Raw genomic sequence first — 17,946 nt, forward strand, 5'->3', positions numbered from 1 at the left:
GGCGGACATGCGCGGGGCCATGAAATGATCATTTCCGTCTCGCGGGGCCGAGCGTCAAGGCCGTTGCGGCAAGCAGTGCCAGGAGCGCGAGGGGCGTGTGAAGCGGGTGCAGGAAAAGCGCGCGCAGCGGCTCGGTTCCTGACCAGGTGGTGCCGAAGTCAATCACGAAGGGGTGGATCATGACCGAAGCGGCCCAGAGCCAGAAGAGGACGATGGGCGGCAGAACGAGCCGGCGGAGGTGGAAGCGTCGGGCAAGCGCGGCGAATAGCGGGATCGGCAGTGTAGCGGCAAGGGCAGTCACAGCGAGTTCGGTGCGCGTGACCTGGATGCCCGGATACAGCGGAAAGCCCCGGCCAAGGTAGTCTCCGGGAATGCCTAACAGCGCGTGAAGCCAGAGCGCTGCTGCCGCAGTGAGCCAAAGGGCGGCGAAGCGAAGGATCACGGCGCCCCCTGCCCTGCGCGGGTCGCGGGACTGCATCTGGTCATAGACGTTCCCATCGGTTCTGCTGCCTGGCGGTCCAGCGCACGGTGAGGTGCCAGCCGTCTTCGGCCTCGGTCTCGGTCAGGACGATGTTCTGGTCATGCAGCCAGGCGCGCTTGCGGCCCTGGTCGAAGGGAATGCTCAGGTGGGCCTCGCTACGGTCCTCGTCCAGCGTGCGCGACACCAGCGACAGAAGCTCTCCAACCCCCTCGCCCGTCAGCGCCGAGACCGGAAGTACCATGGGCCGCTGCGCCGCCTGCGCGGTCAGCGCCTCGCGCTGGGAGGGATCGACAAGGTCGAGCTTGTTCCAGACCTCGATGATCGGCGTCTCCTCCTTGACCCCGAGGCTCGCGAGGATGTCGGTCACGTCGGCGGCCTGTTCGACCGTTTCGGGATGGCTGATGTCGCGGACGTGGAGGATCAGGTCGGCCGAAAGCACCTCTTCCAGCGTGGCGCGGAAGGCGGCGACAAGCTGCGTCGGCAGGTCCGAGATGAAGCCCACGGTGTCGGACAGGATGACCTTCGCCCCGGAGGGCAGCACGACGCCGCGCATCGTGGGGTCGAGCGTGGCGAAGAGCATGTCCTTGGCCATGACCTCGGCCCCGGTGATCCGGTTGAAGAGAGTGGACTTGCCGGCGTTGGTGTAGCCCACCAGCGCCACGACAGGAAACGGCACCTTGGCGCGGGCGGCTCGGTGCAGTTCCCGCGTCTTGACCACCTGGTCGAGCTGGCGGCGCAGCCGCACCACCTGGTCGTCGATGGCGCGACGGTCGGATTCGATCTGCGTCTCGCCCGGGCCGCCGACGAAGCCGAAGCCGCCCCGCTGGCGTTCAAGGTGGGTCCAGGCGCGGACAAGGCGCGTGCGCTGGTAGCTGAGCGCAGCGAGTTCGACCTGCAACACGCCCTCGCGCGTCCGCGCGCGGTCGGCGAAGATTTCCAGGATCAGCGAGGTCCGGTCGAGCAGCTTTACCCCCCATTCCTTTTCGAGGTTGCGCTGCTGGACCGGGGACACCGGGCCATCGACGATGACGAGGTCGATGGCGTCTGCCTTGAAGCGCGCCTTCAGTTCGGCCAGCTTGCCGGATCCGAAAAGCGTGCCGGGATGGGTGCGCGCCAGACGGACGACCTCGGAGCCGCAGACCTGAAGCTCTGGCAAGGCTGCCGCAAGCGCCACGGCCTCGGCCAGGCCGTGTTCGGGCAGGCGCCGCGCATTGGCCGATTTCAGCGCCGGATGCAGCACCCAGGTGCGGGTGGCAGCAACGGCGGTGTCCCGCAACCGATTGCCCGCCCTTTCGGACAGGAGATCGGTTTCGTCCTGCGGGTCGTGTGCGATCAGTCTTCCCCTTCGTAGAGGCTGATCGGTGCGCCGGGCATGATGGTCGAGATCGCATGCTTGTAGACAAGCTGCGATTGGCCGTCGCGGCGCAACAGAACGCAGAAGTTGTCGAACCAGGTGATCACGCCCTGCAGCTTGACGCCGTTGATCAGGAAGATCGTGACCGGAACCTTGGCTTTGCGGACATGGTTGAGGAAGGCGTCTTGCAGGTTTTGCTTGTCAGCGGCCATCTTTGTTGTGCCTTGTTTTTCTATCGCTTCACTGTCGCGGCGTGGTCGTTCTTGTTGCCCTGTCGGTGTCGCCCGTAACGGCAGGTTGAGTATGTCGCGCCCGTCCGGGAGTTTCCAGCGCAAAAATCAGGCTGTTAATCGTCTTGTCCCCGGCGGGCGCGAAAGCTAGCGGCGACCCGCGCCCGGCAGGATCAGCGCCAGAAGGGCCAGCGTTTCGAGACGGCCGACAACCATTGCAAGGCCAAGGACAAGTTTCACCGGGTCGGAGAGGGTCGCATAGGGGATCGGCTGGGCCGCGCCGATCTCGGCCAGCTGTCCGGTCGTGGTGAGGCCGGCGATGGCCAGCACCATGGCGGTTTCGAACTTGATGCCTGCCAGCAGCAGCAGGGCCATGACAACGGCGATCGACACGGCGAAGAGCATGAAGAACACCCAGGCCAGCTGCGCCCCCTCGCGCCGCAGCCGCCGCGCCTCCGCCCCGCCACGACCGATCGAATTGGGGTGGATGATCCGCTCCAGTTCGCGCTCGCCATGGCGCAGCAGCGCATGGACGCGCAGAAGCTTGACCCCACCCGCCGTGGTGGCCGTGCCTCCTCCGATAATGGCGAGGCCCAGAAGCACCAGGCCGGGTGTGCCGATGCCGGACCATTGCGTCGCCGTCTGCCAGTCCGAAGAGATGTAGCCCGTGGTGGTCAGGAAGGAGGCCGCGGTGAACAGGACGCCCCAGAGGGCATGCGGCGCATCGGCGCCGTCGGGCGAACCCGTCCAGTTGGCAACGAACCAGTGCCTCAGGAAAAGCAGAAGCGTCACGATCGCCAGAAGAAGCGCCGCGAGCCGCAACTCGGGGTCCTTCAGCAGAGGGCGGCGGTTCTCGGACAGGTGGACGCCCGGCAGGGCACGACGGGTGACGGCGAAGAGGAAGCAGGCGAAAACCGCCAGCTCGCCCGGGATCCCGCCGCCCGAGGCCTGGAAGGCGGTCTGGCCGGTGATGCCGGAGGTGGACAGCGTGCCCATCGCATGGATCAGCGCCGTGATGCCGGATTCACCGAGGATCATCAGGGCGCACCACAGCAGCACGGTCAGCGCAGCGTAGACGGGGAAAAGCGTCAGGGCAAAGCGGGTCAGCCGTTGCGTCGGGTCCGCGGTTCGGGTGACCTGCGCGGTGCCGACCGCCCCCCGGCCCGGGGCGTGGCCCGAGATGACCTCGTTCCCGCCGAGGTTCAGGGGCGCGAGGATCGCATAGGCGGCCAGGAGCGTCAGGAACCCGCCGAACCAGCCCACGGTCGCCCGCCAGAGATGCACGGTATTGGCGAGGCGGTCGGGGGCATAGACCGTGGCCCCGGTGGTGGTGAAGGCCGAGGTCATCTCGAACCAGGCATTGACCAGGGTCGTGTCCGGCAGAGCTTCGGCAAGCGGCAGCGCAAGGGCGAAGGGCAGCACGGCATAGGCCAGCACCAGCGCGGCAAGATGGCTGCGGGCCAGGTCGCGCGGGCCATAGGCTGCGGTGGCGATCCCCAGCATCACGGTGATGACCAGGAGGAACAGACCGGAGTAGAGGAAGTCGCGGGCGTGCCTGTAGTCGCCCGCCCCCAGCCCGTAGAGCGCGGGCACGACGGTGGCCAGGCCGCACAGGCCCAGAAGCACCACCAGAAGCGGCAGTTCGGCCAGCCGGGTCAGCATCAGAAGAAGTCGATCGAAACCTGCAGGAGGCGCTCGACCTCCGGCACGTCCTTGGCCATGGCAAAGAGCGCGATCACGTCGCCCGCCTCGATCCGCAGGTCTCCGGTCGGCTTCAGCACCCTGTCGCCCTTCATCACCGCACCGACCAGGACGCCCTCGGGAAACTCGATGTCGCGGATCAGGCGGCCGGCGAGCGGCGAGGTGGACAGGACCTGCGCCTCGATCATCTCGGCCTCGGCATCGCCGATGGAATAGACAGCGCGCACCCGGCCATGGCGGATGTGGCGCAGGATCGAGGAGACGGTGGTCGCGCGCGGGTTGATGTAGGCGTCGATGTCGAGGGGCGCCATCAGCGGTGCCAGCGTCGGGTCATTGACCAGGGCGATGGTCATCGGGCAGCCCGCCTGCTTGGCGCGGACCGAGACGAGCAGATTGGTCTTGTCGTCGTCGGTCACGGCCAGGATCGCGTCGGCGCGGTCGACCGAGGCCTCGGCCAGCAGGTCCGCGTCCATGCCGTCGCCGTGCAGCACGATGGTGCGTTCCAGCGCATCGGCGGCGATTTCGGCGGTGGCGCGGTTCTTCTCGATGATCTTGGCGCGGATGCGGTCAGTCCGCGCCTCGAGCGCGCGGGCCACGGCGAGGCCCACGTTGCCGCCGCCGACGATCACAACCCGTTCCTGCTTTTTCGTCTTCTTTCCAAAGATTTCCAGCGCGCGGTTCACGTCCTCGATATGGGTGAAGACGTAGATCTGATCCTCGGAATAAAGCTGGTCGCCGGGATCGGGCGCGAAGAGCCGGTCCTCGCGGCGGATCCCCACGACGATGGCGCGGAGGGTGTGAAACAGCTCGTTCAACTGGCGGAGCGGCGTGTTCAGGACCGGGCAGTCCTCGGTCAATTGGATGCCAAGAAGCTGCGCGCGGCCGTTCATGAAGCTTTCGGTGTCGAAGGTCGCGGGCGCGGCCAGCCGTTGCAGCGCGGCTTCGGCCACCTCGCGTTCGGGCGAGATCACCACGTCGATCGCCAGACCATCCTGGTTGGTCAGATTGCCGTAGAGCGGATCGAGGTAGTTCTGCGCCCGGATCCGGGCGATCTTGCGGGTGATGTCGAACACGGTATGGGCCACCTGGCAGGTGACCATGTTGACCTCGTCGGAATGGGTGGCCGCGATCAGCATGTCGGCGTCGCGTGCGCCGGCCTTTTCCAGCACGTCGGGATGGCTGGCAAAGCCGACCACGCCCTGCACGTCCAGCGTGTCGGTCGCGCGCCGGACGAGATCGGCGTTCATGTCCACAAGGGTGACGTCGTTCCTTTCACCGGACAGGTGCCGGGCGATCTGCCAGCCGACCTGACCCGCCCCGCAGATGATGACCTTCATCGGACCCCCCGCGATCCTACGCAGGCCCCCTGAATGTCAGATCGGCGCAGGGGGGTCAATCCGGCGGGCCAGGCAGGGTTCGTGTCAATCGTCGAACTCGCCGCCCCTGCCGCCGCGCGTCGCGCCGACCACGCCCAGCGACTTGAGCTTGCGGTGCAGCGCCGAGCGTTCCATGCCGACGAAACTGGCGGTCCGGCTGATGTTTCCGCCAAAGCGGTTGATCTGGGTCAGCAGATACTCCCTTTCGAACAGCTCGCGTGCTTCGCGCAAGGGCAGCGTGGCGATGGTACCGGACAAAGACAGCGGGCTCTCGGCCTCGACCTTCGGCTCGGTGCCGGGGATCTCGGAGGCTTCGATCGGTCCCGCCCCGTCGCCGAGGATCAGGATCCGCTCGATCACGTTGCGCAGCTGGCGGATGTTGCCGGGCCAGGGCAGCGTCTGAAGCACGGTTTCCGCCTCTTCGGTCAGGCTGCGCTGCGGCAAGCCCTGGCTGCGGTGGAACCAGTCGATGAAATGCCGTGCCAGATCCGGCACATCCTCGCGGCGCGCGGCAAGCGACGGCACGGCGATCGGCACCACGTTCAGGCGGTCGTAGAGTTCCTGCCGGAAACGACCCGAGCCGATCTCGGCCCTCAGATCGCGGCAGGTCGAGGAGATCACGCGCAGGTCCACCCGCACCTTGTCGTTACCGCCGACGCGCGTGAACTGCTGTTCGGTCAGCACCCGCAGGATCTTGCCTTGCGTGCCGAGCGGCATGTCGGCCACCTCGTCCAGATAGACGATCCCGCCGTGGGCCTGCTCCAGAAGCCCAGGCTCGACACCGCGTTCGGCGGACTCGCGGCCGAAAAGCACCTCTTCCATCCGCTCGGGTTCGATCGAGGCGCAGGAAACGGTGACGAAGGGGGCCGACGCACGGCTGGAATGCATGTGGATGTAGCGCGCCGCCATTTCCTTGCCGGTTCCCGGTTCTCCGGTCAGCATGACCCGGGCGTTCGACTTGGTGACCTTGTCGAGGTTGGCCTTCAGCGTCTTGAAGGCGAGCGAGGAGCCGACCATTTCCGCCGAGGTCATGTCGCGGCGGCGCAGCTCCTGGTTTTCGCGGCGCAGGCGCGATGTTTCCATCGCCCGGGCGACGACGACCATCAGCTGGTCGATGTTGAAGGGCTTTTCGATGAAGTCGTAGGCGCCCTGCTTGATCGCGGCCACCGCGATCTCGATGTTGCCGTGGCCGGAGATGATGACCACGGGGATATCCGGGTTGTCGCGCTTGACGGTCTTCAGGATGTCGATTCCGTCCATCCGGCTGTCCTTGAGCCAGATGTCGAGGATCATGAGCGCCGGAGGATCGGAGTTGATCTCGGCCATGCATTCGTCGGAATTGGCGGCAAGGCGGGTGGCGTAGCCCTCGTCCCGCAGGATGTCGCCGATCAGTTCGCGGATATCCTGTTCGTCGTCAACGATCAGAATGCTCATGCCTGGGTCTCCTTTGCGCCCGGCGCTGCGCCGAGCGGAATATGCGTTCGCGGTCGTTTGCGGAGGGTTCGGGGCAACCGGATCTCGGCCATGGCGCCCGGATGGTCGTTGCCCGGGAACAGGGGCGCATCGAGAAGCGCGAGCGTTCCGCCGTGTTCCTCGATGATCTTCTTGACGATGGGCAGGCCAAGGCCGGTGCCCTTCTCGCGCGTGGTGACATAGGGCTCGAACAGCCGCGCGCGGTCCGGCGGAAGGCCGGTGCCATTGTCGGCGATGCGGACCGTCACTTCGGCATCGTCGGCGGTCAAGCTCACGCGGATCTCGGGAACAAAGCCAGGAGTCGCGGCCTTTTCCTGAAAGCTTTCAATCGCTTCTCCGGCGTTCTTCATCAGGTTCGTCAGGGCCTGGCCGATCATGGTGGCGTCAAGTTCCATCATGATCGGCTCTTCCGGGATATCCTTGACGAAGCGGACGCCGGGTTGACCGTTCTCCTGCAGGAGCACCGCGCCGTTCAGAAGCTCCACCAGATCGCAGTCGCGGCGGTCGGGTTCGGGCATGCGGGCGAATTTCGAGAACTCGTCCACGATCCGGCGGAGGTCGTTGGTCTGCCGCACGATGACGTCGGTATATTGTTCCAGATCTTCGGAATCGCGGACCTGGGTGGCGAACTTGCGCTTGATCCGTTCGGCCGAGAGCTGGATGGGGGTGAGCGGGTTCTTGATCTCGTGCGCGATGCGGCGGGCCACGTCGCCCCAGGCGGCCATGCGCTGCGCGCTGACCAGATCGGTCACGTCGTCGAAGGCCACGACATAGCCCTCCAGCGCGCCGGTCTCGCTGCGCCGGACGGACATGCGGACCAGCAGGCTTTCGAGCTTGCCGCGGCGGGTCAGCCGGACCTCTTCCTGCACCGCGTTTCCGGTGCCTTCCCGCAGCCGATCAAAGAGCGCGGCGAATTCCGGCACTGCGGCGGCGAGGGGCGTGTCAACCTGGCGGCCCGTGAGATCGAGCAGGCGTTCGGCGGCGCGGTTCACGAAGTCGATGTCGCCGTCGGGATCCAGGCCGATCACCCCGGCGGTGACGTTCGACAGCACCGAGTCGAAGAGGCGGCGGCGCGTCTCGGTCTGGGCATGGCTTTGCACCAGAGCCTCGCGCTGACCTTTCAACTGCCGGGTCATCTGGTTGAACAGCCGGCCGAGCGAGGCGATCTCGTCATCGCCCTCTTCCTCGGTCACCTGCACGTCGAGATCGCCGCCGCCCACCCGTTCCGCCGCCCCGGCCAGCCGGCCGACGGGCCGCGAAAGCCGTTCGGCGAACCACAGGCCAAGCCAGATCGCGGCAAGGATCAGGATGAGCGCAAAGCCGAGGTAGATCAGGCCGAAGTTGAACAGGAGCCGCCCGCGTTCGGCCTCGAGCTGGTTGTAGAGCTGGACCGTCTCCTGCGTCTCGTCGAGCAGCGACAGGATCGAACCGTCCACCGTGCGCGTGACGTAGAGATAGCGGTCGGCATAGGCGTCCAGTCGGATCAGGGCGCGGAATTCGTTGTTCGACCAGTCCGGGATCAGGACGGTGTTGCCCTCGCTGGCCAGGCGCAGCTGCTGGGGGGTCAGGGGTTCGAAGTCGAAGAGGTAGGACCTTTCGCCCCGTGTCATCAGCTTGCCGGTGCCATCCACCAGGTAGGCCTCCTTCAGCCCGCGCTGCACGACGGCCTGGGCCTGGGACAGGAGCGGGCGCAGCTGGTCGTCGCGCAGGAAGGTGGTCTTGCGCTTGGCCTCGTTGAGATAGCCGGCAAGGGTGACGACATCGGCGGCCAGATCGTCGCGCTGGACCGCCTCGTAGGCCTGGGCGGCCGAGAGCGAGGAGCCGACGACCGAGCGCACGCGGTCGGAGAACCAGCCTTCAAGGCCGATGTTGATCGACAGGACGGCGAAGACCGCGACCAGCACGGTCGGGATCAGCGCGATCAGCATGAAGACGCCGGACAGGCGCATGTGCAGCCGCGATCCGGCGGACCGCGAGCGGCGTTCGGCGATCAGCCGGGCGACGCGGGCGAGGACCAGGGCTGCGATGACCAGGACATAGATCAGGTCCGCAAGCAGGATCAGCCGCAGGACGGGCGAGGCGGCGCTGGTGTTGATCGAACCGAGCGCGAGGAAGGTCGCCACCGCCAGAACCGGACCCAGGAAGACGAGGCCCAGCGTAACCGCCGTCTGCACCCGTCGCTGCCGGCGCAGGCGCGACAAGCGCATCCAGACATCCCTGTGAACCGCCCCTTGCACCCTGCCCTGCCCGTCAGCCGGTGGTTCACCCACCAGGCACCACTATATCTAGCCGTCGCACCGGGTGAAACCGAAAAGACACAGACAGGCGTTGCGCCGCTACATCAACTTTCGACGACGGGTCACACGGATGTCGAGGTCCGTGATCTTCTTGCGGAGCGTGTTGCGGTTGATTCCCAGGAGGTCGGCGCATTTCGCCTGGTTGCCGGCGGTGGCATCCAGCGCGATCTCGATCAGCGGCAGTTCGACCTCGCGCAGGATGCGCTGATAGACGCCGGGGGGCGGCAGCTGGCCGCCGTGCAGGTCGAAATAGCGCTTGAGGTGCCGCGCGACGGAGGCCGAGAGCTTGTCGCCCTCGCCCACTCCGGCCAGGGGTTCGGGGCTGGGCTGCTGGCCGAGGACCTGTTCCACCTCGGAGCGGGCGATCTCGGTTTCCGAGGCGGTGACCAGGAGGCGGCGGATGGTGTTTTCCAGCTGCCGCACGTTGCCGGGCCAGGAATAGGCGCGGATCAGGTCGGCGGCCGGTTGCGACAGGCGGCGCACCGCGCCGAGGTCGCGTTCGCCGCGCGCGAGGAAATGGTCGGCCAGAAGGGGAATGTCCTCGACCCGTTCGCGCAGGGCGGGCACATGCAGGGTGACCCCGCCGAGTCGGTAGAAGAGATCCTGACGGAACTTGCCCGCCTCCATCCGCGCGGCGAGGTCGGTCTGGCTGGTGGCCATCACGCGCGGGGCCTTGTCGCCCAGCATGTCCAGCATGCGGACCACGCGGGCCTGGGTGTCGGCGTCGTAATCGGCCACCTCGTCGAAGACGATGGAGCCGCCCCGCGCCCGGGCAAGCAGCGTCGAGGGGCCTTCGATCCCGGCCAGGTCTGCGGCCTGGGCCACGACGAAGGGCAGCGTGCGGCGGTCGGAGAAGTCGTGGATCGCACGGGCGATCAGCGACTTGCCGGTGCCGGATTCGCCGGTGATCAGCACGGCAAGTTCGGTGTTCATCACGCGGGCGACCAGTCGGTAGAGCGCCTGCATCGCCGGTGTCCTGCCAACCAGTGGCAGATCGTCGCCCGGATCGCGCGGCGGCACCACGACGCGAGCGGCGTGGCGCTTCTGCTCCAGCGCCTTGGCCGAGCGTTTCATCAGGTCGGGCAGGTCGAAGGGTTTCGGCAGGTAGTCGAAGGCCTCGGCCTCGGCGGCCTGGATCGCGGTCATGATCGTGTTCTGCGCCGAGATCACGATGACCGGCAGACCGGGGCGCATCTTGGAAATGCGGGGCAGCGCGTCGAGGCCGTTGCCGTCGGGCATGATGACATCCGAGATCACGAGGTCGCCCTTGCCTTCCTCGACCCAGCGCATCAGCGTCATCAGCGAGGAGGTCGCATGCACCTTGCAGCCCGCGCGGGTGAGGGCCTGGGTCAGCACGGTGCGGATCGTGCGGTCGTCGTCTGCGACAAGGATCGTGCCGTCCATCAGGGGGACTCCTTCTGCAAGTCGCGTGGCGCCATGGGCAGCGACACGCGGAACACGGTGCGACCGGGGGTCGAATCGACGGTGATCCAGCCCTCGTGGTCGGTGATGATCTTGGACACCAGCGCAAGGCCGAGGCCGGTGCCGTTCTCGCGGCCCGAGACGAAGGGCTCGAAGATGTTCGAGGCGATCTCGGGCGGGATGCCGGGGCCGTCGTCGATGATCTCGACGTTCAATGGCAGCGCGGCCGAGGGGCCGTCCTTGCGGCGCAGGCGCAGCGAGAGGTCGTAGAAGGTGTGCAGCCGGATCGTGCCGCCGGTCTTGCAGGCCTCGGCCGCGTTCTTGATGAGGTTCAGGAACACCTGCATCAGCTGGTCGCTGTCGGCCAGGGTCGGGGGAAGCGAGGGATCGTAGTCCTCGACGATGGTCATGTGCGCGGCAAAGCCGACGAGCGCCGAGCGGCGCGCGCGGTCCAGCGCATCGTGGATGTTCACCGCCTTGCGGTCGGGCGGGCGCAGGTTGCCGAACTGTTCGACCTGTTCGAGCAGCTTCACGATGCGGCGGGTCTCCTCGACGATCAGGTCGGTCAGTTCCTGATCCTCGGGCGCCAGGTTCATCGACAGTAGCTGCGCCGCACCCGAGATGCCGGCGAGTGGGTTCTTGATCTCGTGCGCCAGCATCTCGGCCATGCCGATGGCCGAGCGGGCGGCGGTCTTGGCGCCGAGCGAGCGGCCCATGCGGTCGGCAAGCTCGCGCGGGCTGAGGATAAGCATGACAATGCCGGGGTTGTCGTGCATCGGCGCAAGGTGGACGGTGCATTGCACCGGCGGGCGTTCGCCCGAGGTCACGTCCACATCGTTGATGTTCAGGGGCGACTGGTTGGCGCGGACCCGCGCCAGCGCCTCGTCCATCGGGGCGTCGATCGCGAGGCGGTCGAACACCGGCTGGCCGCGCAGCGCCTTCTGCGAGGTGTTGAGGAAGGTCTCGGCCGCGGGGTTGGCCTCGAGGATCGTGCCGCCCTGGTCGATCAGGAGCGTCGGGAAGGGCAGCGAGGCCCAGATGACGCCGGGAACCGGATAGGGGGCGCGGTAGGGAGTCATGCGGCCAGTTCCAGGTCGGCGAAGGCCAGTTCGACCAGCCGGATCACCTCGGCCGGGTCGGTCGAGGTCAGGATCGGTTCGCGCGCATGGGGAAGGCCGGCTTCCTCCAGATACCAGCCGAGGTGTTTCCGCGCCATGCGCAGGCCCAGTTCGGTGCCGTAGAAGGTGAGCATGTCGTCATAATGGTCGAGGATCATCCGGCCGAGCCGCCCGCCCTCGGGGATCTGCGGCGCTGGCGCGCCGTAGAGGTCATGCGCGACCTGTGCCAGCCGCCAGGGCGCCCCTTGCGCGCCGCGGCCGATCATGATGCCGTCGGCGCCGGACAGCCGCAGCGCCTCGCGGGCGGTGGCGGTGTCGGTGATGTCGCCGTTGGCGATGACGGGGATCGACACGGCCTCCTTCACCGCGCGGATCGCAGCCCAGTTGGCCCTGCCCTTGTAGAACTGGCAACGGGTGCGGCCGTGGATGGTGATCATCCGCACGCCCGCCTCTTCCGCGCGGCGGGCAAGGTCGGGGGCATTGTGGAGCGTGTCGTCCCAGCCGAGGCGGGTCTTGAGCGTCACCGGCACATTGACCGCCTTCACCACGGCCTCGATGAGCTTCAGCGCAAGGTCGAGGTCGCGCAGGAGCGCCGAGCCGCAGAGGCCGGTCGTCACCCGCTTGGACGGGCAGCCCATGTTGATGTCGATGATCCGCGCGCCCTGCGCTTCGACGAAACGCGCGCCTTCGGCCATCCAGTAGGGATCGCGGCCTGCGAGTTGCACCGAGGTTGCCTGTTCTGTGAGTCCCAGTTCCGCCCGGGCACGGGCTTCGGGATGGGCGCGGACGACCTCGGCGGAGGCCACCATCTCGCTGACGACAAGCCCTGCACCAAAGCGCGCCACCAGCCGGCGGAACGGCAGGTCGGTGATTCCGGCCAGCGGAGCCAGAAACACGGGGGGATCGAGCGTGAGCGGGCCGAGGGCGAGGGGCAACAGCCTGTTCCTTGTGCAACTGATCTGGTGTTAGTCCGGGATGGGATGCCGACCAAGCCGGCGCATCGGGGATCATGACTGAAAAAGATGCGATGCACAAATTTTGTGCAATGCGCTGGTGCAAGCGCCAGATTGTCATGCAGGTCGGGCTGGATTAGGCAGAGGCAGAGGAGTCCGCATGCGCACAGCCGTCATCATCGTTGCCGCCGGTCGCGGAAGCCGGATGGGCGGCGAAGTTCCCAAGCAATGGCAGGGGCTTGCAGGCAAGCCGGTGCTGGCGCACACGCTGGCGGCCTTTGCGGGCATGCAGTTGCTGCTGGTCGTCCACCCCGACGACCGCGCCCGGGCCGAGGCGCTGGGGGTGCCCTTCGTCACCGGCGGGGCGACGCGGGATGCCTCGGTCAGGGCGGGGCTGGAGGCGCTGGAGGGGACGGGGGTCGAGGCGGTGCTGATCCATGACGGCGCGCGGCCGCTGGTCAGCCGGGCGCTGATCGGCAGGTTGGTCGCGGCGCTGGAGCATCACGCGGGCGCGGCGCCGGCGCTGGCGGTGACGGATGCCCTGTGGCGCGGCGCGGCGGGGCTGGTCGCGGGGACGCAGGACCGGGCCGGGCTTTACCGCGCGCAGACCCCGCAGGCCTTCCGCTTTCCGGCGATTCTCGCGGCACATCGCGCCCATCCGGGCGGGGCGCTCGACGATGTGGAGGTCGCCCGCGACGCGGGGCTTGACGTGGCCATCGTCGAAGGCGAGGAAACCAATCTGAAGCTGACCTTCCCCGGCGATTTCGCCCGGGCCGAGGCGATCCTGAAGGGGCGCGAGATGGATGTGCGGCTGGGCAACGGCTATGACGTGCATGCCTTCTGCGAGGGCGATCACGTCTGGCTGTGCGGGGTGAAGGTGCCGCATGCACGTGGCCTTCTGGGCCATTCGGATGCCGATGTGGGGATGCATGCGCTGACCGACGCGATCTATGGCGCGCTGGCCGAGGGCGACATCGGCCGGCACTTCCCGCCCTCGGACCCGCAATGGAAGGGCGCGGCGAGCCACATCTTCCTGGCCCATGCCATCGGTCTTGCCCGGTCGCGAGGCTATGAGCTGGGCAACTGCGACGTGACGCTGGTCTGCGAGCGCCCGAAGATCGGCCCGCATGCCCTTGAAATGCAAGCGGAACTGGCGCGCATCATGGGGGTCGGGGCGGACCGCGTCTCGGTCAAGGCCACCACGTCCGAGCGTCTGGGTTTCACCGGCCGGGAAGAGGGGATCGCGGCGCTGGCAACCGCGACGCTGGTGCGGGCATGAGCGGGCTCGTCGCCACCTTCTTCGGCGCGGGGCACCTGCGGCCGGCAAGCGGCACCTGGGCCAGCGCGATCACCGTGGCGCTGGCGGTTGCGGCCTATCAGGCGGGCTGGGCGCTGGCGGTGCCGGCGGGCTTTGTCCTGGCGACGCTGGCAGGCTTCTGGGCGGTGCCGCGCTATCTGGCGCGGGCGGGCGGAGAGGATCCGTCCGAAGTGGTGATCGACGAGGTGGCGGGGCAGCTGCTGGCGCTGTGCTTCACGATCATCCCGCTCTGGCGGCACGGCGTGGACCTCCTGGCCGCCTGGCCGGGCTGGGTGGCGCCGTTCCTCTTGTTCCGGCTGTTCGACATCTGGAAGCCCTGGCTGGTAGGCCGGGCCGACCGGAGGGGCGATGCGACGGGCGTGATGCTGGACGACCTCTGGGCGGGGCTGTTCGCGGGGGTCGCCGCGATGGGTCTGGCGGGCCTCTATCATGGGGTGGTGGAGCCATGGCTGGGGTAGGTGTGGCCGAGATCCTGGTGCGGGCGCGCTACTGGGGCATCCGCATCGCCACGGCGGAAAGCTGCACCGGCGGCATGGTCGCCGCGGCGCTGACCGACATCGCCGGGTCGTCCGACGTGTTCGAGCGCGGCTTCGTCACCTATTCCAACGCGGCGAAGATCGAGCTTCTGGGCGTCCGCCCCGAGACGCTGGCCGCGCATGGCGCGGTGTCCGAGGAGGTGGCGCGCGAGATGGCCGAGGGCGCACTGGCCCATTCCAGGGCCGAGCTGGCCGTGGCCATCACCGGCATCGCCGGCCCCGGCGGGTCGGAGTTCAAGCCCGAGGGCCGGGTCTGCTTCGGCCTTGCCCAGCGTGGCCGCGAGACGCGGGTCGAGACGGTGGAATTTGGCGCGCCTGGCCGGGCGAAGGTGCGGGCGGCTGCGACAAGGCACGCGCTGGACCTGCTGGCCGGGGCCTTGGAGTAGGGCCAGATCCTTTCGAAAGGATTTGGCCCCCTGCCCTAAGGTTGCAGCGCGAAGAAGCGCAGGATTTCGGTGTTGGCGTCGATCTCCTGCGTCTTGCCCTCGGTCAGCCGCGCCTTGCGCCCGCCGGGCCAGTGATGCGCCCCGCCCTCGACGGTCATCAGCCGCACCACGACGCGCCCGGCCTTGCTGTAGTCGGTCACGACGACCGCCGTGCCGTCATCCCTGCGGTCGATGCGGCGGCTGGACTCGCTCAGCGCCCCCCAGGGCGCCTTGAAGGCCCGGACCACCGAGGCGACCGAGGAAAAGTCGGTCCGTGTCAGGCTCGAGTCGCCCTGCCCGCCCTCGTAGGGCACCATGGGATCGGCGGTGCCGTGGATGACAAGCGCCGGCACCCTGCCCTGCACCCGGTTGCGCGAGGTGTCCATGGTGCCGGCGACCCCGGCCACGGCCCGCACCCGCGCGGGGTTCCGCGCGGCGAAGGTCTCGGCCATGATCGAGCCATTGGACATGCCGGTCAGGAAGACCCGCGAGCCGTCAACGCCGAAACGCTTTGCGGCGTCGGCGATCACCTGTTCGAGAAAGCCGATGTCGTCGATGCCCTGCCGCGCGGCATAGCCGCAGCAGTAGCCGCCGTTCCAGGTCAGAAGCCGTTCGCCCCGCCGCCCGGTGCCCGCGGGGAAGGCCACGGCAAAACCTTGTCGGTTCGCCGCCCGGGCCAGGCCCGACGCACTGGCGAACTGGTCGGGATCCCCGCCCCCGCCGTGCAGGGCCAGGATCAGGGGCGCCCCCGAGGCGCGGGCGGGCAGATAGATTTCATACCAGCGCTCGCCGAGCCGGACCGTCTCGGCGGCAGCGGCGATGGGAAGGAGAAGCAGGGCAAGGAGAAGGGCAAAGCGTCGCACGGGATACCTCCGTTGGAATGTGAGGCAATCACGCCGGCGTGAGGGATTTCCGTCGCGTCAGGCCGCGCCCGGCCCGTAAAGCTCTGCCGCGCGCCGTTCGAAGGCGCGGACCACCCGCTGCATGGCATCGTTGAACACCACGCCGATGATGCCTTGCAGGATCGCGTTGCGGAATTCGAAATCGACGTGGAAATCCACCTCGCAGCCGCCCGGCGCATCGCGGAAGGCCCAGTTCGAGCGCATGTAACGGAAGGGTCCGTCGATGTATTCGGTGTCGATCCGCTTCTGGTCAGGCCAGAGCGTCACCCGGCTGCCGAAGCGTTCGCGGAACACCTTGAAGCTGATGACGAGATCGGCCTCCATCACCTCTCCCCCGCCGGGGATCGGCCGGCGCGAGCGGATGCGGGCGGCCGAGTTCCAGGGCAGGAACTTCGGGTAGGACGCGACATCGGCCACCAGATCATACATCTGCTGGGCGGTATAGGGCAGGCGCTTGGTCTCGGAATGGGTCGGCATCGACGTCTCTCTTGCCCGTGATGTGGCCCGAGACGCGGCCAAGATCAAGCGGGCGTCCTGTCACGGCCTAGGCAAGGGCGGCCCTTGGCGCTAGGAAGGGGCGAGCAGTCAGGACAGAGCCATGCCCGAACGCCCCTATGTCATCGACCGGATGATCAGCGCGAAGTCCATTGCCGCGCGGGTCGAGGCGCTGGCACGCGAGATCACGCGCTATTTCGAGGGCACCGACAAGCTGGTGGTGGTGGGGCTTCTGCGAGGGTCCTTCGTGTTCATCGCCGACCTCGTGCGCGAGATCGACCTGCCGGTGGAGGTGGATTTCCTGGAAGCCTCCTCCTACGGCGATGCGATGCATTCCAGCCGCGAGGTGCGCATCCTGAAGGATCTGCGCGGCGAGATCGCGGGCCGCGACGTGCTGGTGGTCGAGGACATCATCGACACGGGCTTCACGCTCTCGCATGTGCTGCACCTGTTGCAGGCGCGCGGCCCGGCGCGGCTGAAGACCTGCGCGCTTCTGGACAAGCCCTCGCGGCGGGAAGTCCCGGTCAGGGCCGACTGGACGGGGTTCGAGATTCCCGACGAATTCGTCGTGGGCTACGGGATCGACTTCGCGCAAAGGAACCGGAACCTGCCCTATATCGGCAAGGTGCGGTTCACGGAGGAGGCATGAACCAGCTTCTGTGGCTTCTGCGCGCGAAGCGCTGGGTGCAGAACCCGCCCTCGGCGGCCCGTGTGAAGCTGGTGCTGGGCGTCGTCGCGGCTTGCCTCGCCGTGGTCGTGCTGGAACGCATCTTCGGCTGGCCCGACTGGCTGGCGGTGGACAGCCTGTGCCGCAATCCGTGATTGGACGCGGGGCACGGGTCGGATAGGCTCGCGTCCGGGTTGCAGACGGAGAACGGGATGCGGATCTTGCGCTGGCTGGTGGTCCTGGGGCTGATCGCGGCGGGCGGGGTCTATGTCATGGCCCGGCCGCAGCCGCTGGCGGCGACGGCGGTGGCGAACCTGACCGGCGATGCGGCGAAGGGCGAACTCGTGTTCTGGGCCGCCGGCTGCGCCTCGTGCCACATGGCCGAGGGCGCGAAGGGCGAGGCGCAGCTCGTCCTGTCGGGCGGGCAGCGGTTCCCCTCGGACTTCGGCACCTTCGTCGCGCCGAACATCAGTCAGGACCCCGAACACGGGATCGGCGCCTGGTCTCTCCTTGACCTCGCCAATGCGCTGAAGCGCGGGGTCAGCCCGGAGGGCGAGCATTACTACCCTGCCCTGCCCTATGCGTCCTATGCGAAGATGCAGATGCAGGACGTGGCCGACCTTTACGCCTTTCTCAAGACCCTGCCGGCCGATCCCACGCCGAGCCAGCCGCACGAGCTGGCCTTTCCCTTCTCGCTGCGCGAGACGGTCGGGGTCTGGAAGCTGATGTTCCTGTCCGAGGATTGGGCGCTGCCGGGGAACCTGACCCCCACCGCCGCGCGCGGCCGCTACATCGCCGAGGCGCTGGCCCATTGCGGCGAGTGCCATACGCCGCGCAACCTTGTGGGCGGGCTCGACACCGCGCGCTGGCTGGGCGGGGCGCCGAACCCCTCGGGCCAGGGACGGATCCCGAACATCACGCCGGGCAAGCTGGGCTGGAGCGCGGGCGACATCGTGCAATACCTGACCACGGGCTTCACGCCGGACTATGACAGCGTGGGCGGCCACATGGCGCATGTGGTGGAGAACATGGCACGCCTGCCGGAAAGCGACCGGGTGGCGGTGGCGGAATACCTGCTGGCGGTGCCGAACGTCGAATGAGCGGGCACTGTGGCTTTCCCACACGCATGCCGGGGAATGTCGCGCCCGACGACTTTTCCTCTGCCTCCGGTTGCGCGATACTCGGGGCATCTGATCTG

The 17,946-nt window shown here is 67.8% G+C and carries 18 protein-coding genes; 6 read left to right on the top strand and 12 right to left on the bottom strand.

Annotated features, from left to right (window positions below; translation table 11 throughout):
• Positions 1-28: 28 nt before the first annotated feature.
• From FL625_RS02540 to dusB, 10 genes are all read right to left on the bottom strand, one after another.
• Positions 29-442 carry a hypothetical protein gene (locus FL625_RS02540; protein ID WP_149587045.1) on the bottom strand — a complete coding sequence of 138 codons (414 nt, stop codon included), beginning with the start codon at positions 440-442 and terminating at the stop codon, positions 29-31.
• A gap of 40 nt (positions 443-482) precedes the next feature.
• Positions 483-1,757, bottom strand: coding sequence for a GTPase HflX (gene hflX, locus FL625_RS02545; protein ID WP_235019286.1), 1,275 nt, complete (start codon positions 1,755-1,757; stop codon positions 483-485).
• Between the two features lie 56 nt (positions 1,758-1,813).
• Entirely contained in the window at positions 1,814-2,047 is a 234-nt protein-coding gene (gene hfq / locus FL625_RS02550) for an RNA chaperone Hfq (RefSeq protein WP_008028786.1), read from the bottom strand.
• 165 nt (positions 2,048-2,212) lie between these two features.
• The gene (locus tag FL625_RS02555) at positions 2,213-3,727 is read right to left on the bottom strand and encodes a potassium transporter TrkG (RefSeq protein WP_149587046.1); all 1,515 of its coding nucleotides are present in this window, start codon (positions 3,725-3,727) and stop codon (positions 2,213-2,215) included.
• A complete protein-coding gene (trkA, locus tag FL625_RS02560) occupies positions 3,727-5,103 on the bottom strand; it encodes a Trk system potassium transporter TrkA (RefSeq protein WP_149587047.1) in 1,377 nt (458 codons plus the stop codon). Before trkA ends, FL625_RS02555 begins: the two co-directional genes overlap by 1 nt.
• Positions 5,104-5,187: 84 nt before the next feature.
• On the bottom strand, positions 5,188-6,576 hold the full coding sequence (gene ntrX, locus FL625_RS02565; RefSeq protein WP_149587048.1) for a nitrogen assimilation response regulator NtrX: 1,389 nt from the start codon (positions 6,574-6,576) through the stop codon (positions 5,188-5,190).
• Complete coding sequence (locus FL625_RS02570) at positions 6,573-8,822, bottom strand: sensor histidine kinase NtrY-like (RefSeq protein ID WP_149587049.1); 2,250 nt, start codon at positions 8,820-8,822, stop codon at positions 6,573-6,575. The genes ntrX and FL625_RS02570 overlap by 4 nt, the downstream gene beginning before the upstream one ends.
• Before the next feature lie 129 nt (positions 8,823-8,951).
• On the bottom strand, positions 8,952-10,316 hold the full coding sequence (locus tag FL625_RS02575) for a response regulator (protein WP_149587050.1): 1,365 nt from the start codon (positions 10,314-10,316) through the stop codon (positions 8,952-8,954).
• Complete coding sequence (locus tag FL625_RS02580) at positions 10,316-11,413, bottom strand: two-component system sensor histidine kinase NtrB (RefSeq protein WP_149587051.1); 1,098 nt, start codon at positions 11,411-11,413, stop codon at positions 10,316-10,318. Before FL625_RS02580 ends, FL625_RS02575 begins: the two co-directional genes overlap by 1 nt.
• A complete protein-coding gene (gene dusB / locus FL625_RS02585; protein WP_149587052.1) occupies positions 11,410-12,387 on the bottom strand; it encodes a tRNA dihydrouridine synthase DusB in 978 nt (325 codons plus the stop codon). The genes FL625_RS02580 and dusB overlap by 4 nt, the downstream gene beginning before the upstream one ends.
• Positions 12,388-12,565: 178 nt before the next feature.
• On the opposite strand from dusB, the gene FL625_RS02590 reads away from it, so the two are divergent.
• Genes FL625_RS02590 through FL625_RS02600 form a run of 3 tightly spaced genes read left to right on the top strand, consistent with a single transcriptional unit; the run spans position 12,566 to position 14,645 of the window.
• Positions 12,566-13,684, top strand: coding sequence for a bifunctional 2-C-methyl-D-erythritol 4-phosphate cytidylyltransferase/2-C-methyl-D-erythritol 2,4-cyclodiphosphate synthase (locus tag FL625_RS02590; protein WP_149587053.1), 1,119 nt, complete (start codon positions 12,566-12,568; stop codon positions 13,682-13,684).
• Positions 13,681-14,181 carry a phosphatidylglycerophosphatase A family protein gene (locus FL625_RS02595; protein WP_149587054.1) on the top strand — a complete coding sequence of 167 codons (501 nt, stop codon included), beginning with the start codon at positions 13,681-13,683 and terminating at the stop codon, positions 14,179-14,181. The genes FL625_RS02590 and FL625_RS02595 overlap by 4 nt, the downstream gene beginning before the upstream one ends.
• Positions 14,169-14,645 carry a CinA family protein gene (locus FL625_RS02600; RefSeq protein ID WP_149587055.1) on the top strand — a complete coding sequence of 159 codons (477 nt, stop codon included), beginning with the start codon at positions 14,169-14,171 and terminating at the stop codon, positions 14,643-14,645. Before FL625_RS02595 ends, FL625_RS02600 begins: the two co-directional genes overlap by 13 nt.
• A gap of 35 nt (positions 14,646-14,680) precedes the next feature.
• Here FL625_RS02600 and FL625_RS02605 read toward each other — a convergent pair whose 3' ends face one another.
• Both FL625_RS02605 and FL625_RS02610 read right to left on the bottom strand, forming a co-directional pair.
• Entirely contained in the window at positions 14,681-15,547 is an 867-nt protein-coding gene (locus FL625_RS02605) for an extracellular catalytic domain type 1 short-chain-length polyhydroxyalkanoate depolymerase (RefSeq protein ID WP_149587056.1), read from the bottom strand.
• Between the two features lie 57 nt (positions 15,548-15,604).
• Complete coding sequence (locus FL625_RS02610) at positions 15,605-16,063, bottom strand: type II toxin-antitoxin system RatA family toxin (RefSeq protein ID WP_149587057.1); 459 nt, start codon at positions 16,061-16,063, stop codon at positions 15,605-15,607.
• Between the two features lie 121 nt (positions 16,064-16,184).
• Here FL625_RS02610 and hpt point away from each other — a divergent pair, with 121 nt between their 5' ends.
• The 3 genes from hpt to FL625_RS02620 are packed head-to-tail and all read left to right on the top strand — an operon-like array spanning position 16,185 to position 17,848.
• Complete coding sequence (gene hpt / locus FL625_RS02615) at positions 16,185-16,730, top strand: hypoxanthine phosphoribosyltransferase (protein ID WP_149587058.1); 546 nt, start codon at positions 16,185-16,187, stop codon at positions 16,728-16,730.
• Positions 16,727-16,903 carry a hypothetical protein gene (locus FL625_RS18195; protein ID WP_200833855.1) on the top strand — a complete coding sequence of 59 codons (177 nt, stop codon included), beginning with the start codon at positions 16,727-16,729 and terminating at the stop codon, positions 16,901-16,903. The genes hpt and FL625_RS18195 overlap by 4 nt, the downstream gene beginning before the upstream one ends.
• Positions 16,904-16,960: 57 nt before the next feature.
• Positions 16,961-17,848 carry a cytochrome c gene (locus FL625_RS02620; RefSeq protein ID WP_149587059.1) on the top strand — a complete coding sequence of 296 codons (888 nt, stop codon included), beginning with the start codon at positions 16,961-16,963 and terminating at the stop codon, positions 17,846-17,848.
• Positions 17,849-17,946 lie beyond the last annotated feature (98 nt).

The sequence above is a fragment of the Tabrizicola flagellatus genome (assembly GCF_008271465.1).
Lineage (GTDB): Bacteria > Pseudomonadota > Alphaproteobacteria > Rhodobacterales > Rhodobacteraceae > Tabrizicola > Tabrizicola flagellata.

Excerpts from the sequence above, each read along its gene's own strand:
- FL625_RS02555 (WP_149587046.1), bottom strand. The coding sequence starts at position 3,727 with ATGCTGACCCGGCTGGCCGAACTGCCGCTTCTGGTGGTGCTTCTGGGC.
- FL625_RS02580 (WP_149587051.1), bottom strand. The coding sequence starts at position 11,413 with ATGACTCCCTACCGCGCCCCCTATCCGGTTCCCGGCGTCATCTGGGCC.
- ntrX (WP_149587048.1), bottom strand. The coding sequence starts at position 6,576 with ATGAGCATTCTGATCGTTGACGACGAACAGGATATCCGCGAACTGATC.
- FL625_RS18195 (WP_200833855.1), top strand. The coding sequence starts at position 16,727 with ATGAACCAGCTTCTGTGGCTTCTGCGCGCGAAGCGCTGGGTGCAGAAC.
- FL625_RS02610 (WP_149587057.1), bottom strand. The coding sequence starts at position 16,063 with ATGCCGACCCATTCCGAGACCAAGCGCCTGCCCTATACCGCCCAGCAG.
- FL625_RS02590 (WP_149587053.1), top strand. The coding sequence starts at position 12,566 with ATGCGCACAGCCGTCATCATCGTTGCCGCCGGTCGCGGAAGCCGGATG.
- hpt (WP_149587058.1), top strand. The coding sequence starts at position 16,185 with ATGCCCGAACGCCCCTATGTCATCGACCGGATGATCAGCGCGAAGTCC.
- FL625_RS02595 (WP_149587054.1), top strand. The coding sequence starts at position 13,681 with ATGAGCGGGCTCGTCGCCACCTTCTTCGGCGCGGGGCACCTGCGGCCG.
- hfq (WP_008028786.1), bottom strand. The coding sequence starts at position 2,047 with ATGGCCGCTGACAAGCAAAACCTGCAAGACGCCTTCCTCAACCATGTC.
- FL625_RS02575 (WP_149587050.1), bottom strand. The coding sequence starts at position 10,316 with ATGGACGGCACGATCCTTGTCGCAGACGACGACCGCACGATCCGCACC.
- FL625_RS02600 (WP_149587055.1), top strand. The coding sequence starts at position 14,169 with ATGGCTGGGGTAGGTGTGGCCGAGATCCTGGTGCGGGCGCGCTACTGG.
- trkA (WP_149587047.1), bottom strand. The coding sequence starts at position 5,103 with ATGAAGGTCATCATCTGCGGGGCGGGTCAGGTCGGCTGGCAGATCGCC.
- FL625_RS02570 (WP_149587049.1), bottom strand. The coding sequence starts at position 8,822 with ATGCGCTTGTCGCGCCTGCGCCGGCAGCGACGGGTGCAGACGGCGGTT.
- FL625_RS02620 (WP_149587059.1), top strand. The coding sequence starts at position 16,961 with ATGCGGATCTTGCGCTGGCTGGTGGTCCTGGGGCTGATCGCGGCGGGC.